Origin of the sequence: Mycobacterium sp. SP-6446 (assembly GCF_001954045.1) — a bacterium.
Lineage (GTDB): Bacteria > Actinomycetota > Actinomycetes > Mycobacteriales > Mycobacteriaceae > Mycobacterium.
The window spans coordinates 1-661 of record NZ_MBEM01000216.1 but is presented as its reverse complement, the minus strand read 5'-3'; the positions used below and the strand labels follow the sequence as shown (position 1 = coordinate 661).

At 60.8% G+C, this 661-nt stretch carries 1 protein-coding gene; it reads left to right on the top strand.

Going from position 1 to position 661, the window contains the following annotated elements; all coding sequences use genetic code 11:
- Nucleotides 1-661 (top strand): serine/threonine-protein kinase (locus A5736_RS19400; RefSeq protein WP_139333438.1); only part of this gene is annotated, 661 nt, incomplete at both ends.

The following is a 661-nucleotide window of genomic DNA, read 5'->3' as shown; positions in this document are numbered from 1 at the left end:
ATGACCGCGGCGACTGTGACGGCCAGCTGTGGATGTCGATGGACTATGTGGACGGCGCCGACTGCGCGCGCTTGCTGGCCGAGCGCTATGTCGCGGGCATGCCCGCCCAATGGGTGGCTGAAATTGTCGCTGCGATCGCCGATGCCCTTGACGACGCGCATCATCATGGACTGCTGCACCGCGACGTCAAACCGTCCAACATAATGATCACCAGCCCTGACGACCAGGGCCGTACCCGAACGCTGCTGACCGACTTCGGTATTGCACGCAATCGGGACGAGATCAGTGGTCTCACACAGACAAATATGACGGTCGGTACAGCAGCCTATGCGGCGCCCGAACAGTTGTTGGGCGGCCACATCGATGGACGGGCCGATCAGTACGCGTTAGCCGCCACCGCTTATCACCTTCTTACTGGCACAACCCTTTTCCCTAGCGATAATCCCGTAGCTATCATCAGTTCACACCTCACGAGCCCGCCCCCCCGAATCAGCGTCATCCGACCCGAATTGGCAGGCCTCGACGAGGTCCTTGCGCTGGCTTTGGCGAAAAATCCGGGTGACCGATTCGCTCGTTGCACGGACTTCGCCGACGCCTTAGGTCAAAGCCTCGGCGGTCACACGGGCATTCGAGCAACGAACGCCGAGCTAACACTGCCAGC